Raw genomic sequence first — 3,680 nt, 5'->3', positions numbered from 1 at the left:
ACCTGGTCACCGGCCCGAACCGCCAACTCCACAAAGGCCGTACCCGGCAGCAGCACCGAGCCCATCACGGCGTGATCCAGCAGCCACGGATGCGTGTCGAGCCCCAGGCGGCCCGTAAGCAGCAGCCCCTCGCCACCGGCCAGCGGCACGGCGGCCCCGATCAGCGGATGGTCGACGGTCGCCAGGCCCAGCCCTGCCGTACCGCCCACGGTGGCCGGGAGCTCGGGCCAGTAGCGCGCGTACTGGAAGGCGTACGTCGGCAGCTCCACCCGAGCCGCGCCCGTACCGCCGAAAACGGCCGCCCAGTCCACCGCCACACCACGCACATGGGCGCGCGCGAGAGCCTTCGTCAGCGTCTCGGTCTCGGCCCTGCCCTTGCGCAGGGCCGAGACGAACGCGGCGTCCTCACCGGTGACACACTGCTGCGCCATCGCCGTGAGCACACCGTCCGGGCCCAGCTCGACAAACGTGGAGACGCCCTGGGCTTCCAACATCTGTACGCCGTCGAGGAAACGGACCGCCTCGCGGACGTGCCGCACCCAGAAGTCCGGGCTGGTGATCTCCTCGGCGGAGACCAGCTCGCCCGTCAGGTTGGACACGATCGGGATGCGCGGGGCCTCGTACGTAAGCCCCTGCGCCACCTCGCGGAACGCCTCCAACATCCCGTCCATGCGCGGGGAGTGGAACGCGTGGCTCACCGTGAGCCGCTTGGTCTTACGACCTTGCGCCTCGAAACCAGAAGCAATCGCGACAGCCGCGTCCTCGTCGCCCGCGATGACTACCGACGACGGCCCGTTGAGCGCGGCAATCGACACGCGCTCGGTCAGCAGCGGCGCGACCTCGTCCTCGGACGCCTGCACGGCGATCATCGCGCCACCGGCCGGAAGCGACTGCATCAGACGGCCACGGGCCGCCACCAGCTTCGCCGCGTCCGCGAGCGAGAGCACACCCGCCACATGGGCAGCGGCCAGCTCACCGATCGAATGCCCGGACAGGAAGTCCGCCTTCAGACCCCACGCCTCGACCAGCCGGAACAACGCCACCTCAACCGCGAACAACGCAGGCTGGGTGAACCCCGTCTGATCCAGTACCGCCGCGTCATCCCCGAACAGCACCGTCTTCAACGGCCGCTCAAGGTGCCCGTCCAGCTCATCGCAGACCGCGTCGAACGCCTCCGCGAACACCGGGTAGGCGTCGTACAGCTCACGGCCCATCCCCAGCCGCTGGCTGCCCTGCCCCGTGAACAGGAACGCCACCTTGCCACCGGCCACCGAACCCTGAACGAGCGCCGCGGCGCGACGTCCCTCGGCCAGCGCCCCCAGAGCCTTCAGCAGGCCATCCCGGCCCTCGGCCACCACCACCGCACGGTGGTCGAACGCCGATCGGCCGGTCGCCAGCGAGTAGCCCAGGTCGACCGCGCCCAGCTCGGGCCGGTCCGCCGCATGGGCGGCCAGCCGCTCGGCCTGGGCCCGCAGGGCGGCGGCGCTGCGGCCGGACAGCGCCCACGGCACCACGGCGGGGGTGGCAGCGGGAGCCGCCGGGGCCTCAGCCGCCGCCTCCACCACCGGCGCCTGCTCGATGATCGTGTGCACATTGGTGCCGCTGATGCCGAACGACGACACACCCGCGCGGCGCGGACGGCCGCTCTCCGGCCACTCCACCTGCTCCGTCAGCAGCGAGACGGCCCCCGCCGACCAGTCCACATGCGGCGACGGCTCGTCCGCGTGCAGGGTCTGCGGAAGCACACCGTGCCGCATGGCGAGAACCATCTTCATGATGCCCGCGACACCGGCGGCGGCCTGGGTGTGGCCCATGTTCGACTTGATGGAGCCGAGCAGCAACGGCCGCTCGGCGTCCCGCTCCTGGCCGTAGGTGGCCAGCAGCGCCTGCGCCTCGATCGGGTCGCCCAGCGACGTACCCGTACCGTGCGCCTCGACCGCGTCCACATCGCCGACCGACAGCCCCGCGGCGGCCAGCGCCTGGCGGATGACACGCTGCTGGGACGGCCCGTTCGGCGCCGTCAGGCCATTGGACGCACCGTCCTGGTTCACGGCGCTGCCGCGCACCACCGCAAGCACCGGGTGGCCGTTCCGTCGCGCGTCGGACAGCCGCTCGACGAGCAGCATGCCCGCGCCCTCGGCCCAGCCCGTGCCGTCCGCGTCCGCCGAGAACGCCTTGCAGCGGCCGTCGGCGGACAGGCCGCCCTGACGGCTGAAGCCGACGAACGTACCGGGCGTCGCCATCACCGTGACACCACCGGCCAGCGCCATCGTGCACTCGCCCGAGCGCAGCGCCTGCATCGCCCAGTGCAGCGCCACCAGCGACGACGAGCACGCCGTGTCGACGGTGACGGCCGGGCCTTCCAGGCCGAGGGCGTAGGCGACGCGGCCGGAGGCGATGGAGCCCGTGCTGCCGGAGCCGATCGCGCCCTCGCCACCGCCGTCGGGGGCCTGCTCCACGAGCGTGGCGTAGTCGTGGTACATCACGCCCGCGAAAACACCGGTACGGCTGCCGCGCAGCGTGGCCGGGTCGATGCCCGCGCGCTCGAACGCCTCCCACGACGTCTCCAGCAGCAGCCGCTGCTGCGGATCGGTGGCGAGGGCCTCGCGCGGCGAGATCCCGAAGAAGGTGGGGTCGAAGTCGGCGGCGTCGTGGAGGAAGCCGCCCTCGCGGGTGTACGAGGTGCCGGGGTGCTCCGGATCCGGGTGGTAGAGCGCGTCCAGGTCCCAGCCACGGTCCACGGGGAAGCCGGAGATGGCGTCCTGGCCGGAGGACAGCAGCCGCCACAGGTCCTCGGGGGTGCGCACCCCGCCCGGGAAGCGGCAGCTCATGCCCACGATGGCGATCGGCTCGTCGTCGAGCGCGCCCACGGTCGACACCGGCAGGCCCGACTGGGCGCGGGTGCCCGCCAGTTCGTCCCGGAGGTGTTCGGCCAGGACAAGGGAGGTCGGGTAGTCGAAGACCAGGGTGGCGGGGAGCCGCATCCCGGTGACCGCGTTCATGCGGTTGCGCAGTTCGACGGCGGTCAGCGAGTCGAAGCCCAGGTCGCGGAAGGCGCGGTCGGGGTCCACCGAGTCGGCGGTGGCATAGCCCAGGACGGCCGCGACCTGGGTACGGACCACGTCCAGCAGCGTCTCCAGCTGCTCGGCCGCGTTCAGGCGGGCCAGCCGCTGCGCCAGGGCGCCCGTTCCGGCGGAGCCCTCGGCCGTGCGCCGTGCCGGGACCCGCACCAGCCCGGACATAAGCGGGGCCACCACACCTGTGGACGCCGCCTCGGCCCGTGCCGCCGCCAGGTCGAGACGCACCGGGACGAGCAGCGCCTCGCCCGCCCGTCCGGCCGCGTCGAACAGCTCCTTGCCCTCGTCGGTGGCGAGCGCGGCGACACCGCCCCGGCTCATCCGGGACATGTCGGCCTGGTCCAGCTCACCGGTCATCGCGCTGGAGTCGGCCCACAGGCCCCAGGCCAGCGAGGTGGCGGGCAGGCCGAGCGCCGTACGGTGCTGCGCCAGCGCGTCCAGGAAGGCGTTGGCGGCGGCGTAATTGCCCTGTCCGGCGGCGCCGAAGACGCCGGCGGCGGAGGAGAAGAGCACGAACGCCGACAGGTCCAGCTCGCGGGTCAGCTCATGCAGATTCCACGCCGCGTCCACCTTCGGACGCAGCACCCGCTCCAGCCGCTCCGA

At 72.7% G+C, this 3,680-nt stretch carries 1 protein-coding gene; it reads right to left on the bottom strand.

What is annotated here, in order from left to right; all coding sequences use genetic code 11:
- Positions 1-3,680 (bottom strand): type I polyketide synthase (locus J2Z30_RS49155; RefSeq protein ID WP_245389370.1); only part of this gene is annotated, 3,680 nt, incomplete at both ends.

The sequence above is a fragment of the Streptomyces iranensis genome (genome assembly GCF_017874715.1).
GTDB classification, from domain to species: domain Bacteria; phylum Actinomycetota; class Actinomycetes; order Streptomycetales; family Streptomycetaceae; genus Streptomyces; species Streptomyces iranensis.
This window is presented reverse-complemented; position numbering and strand designations above follow the sequence as displayed.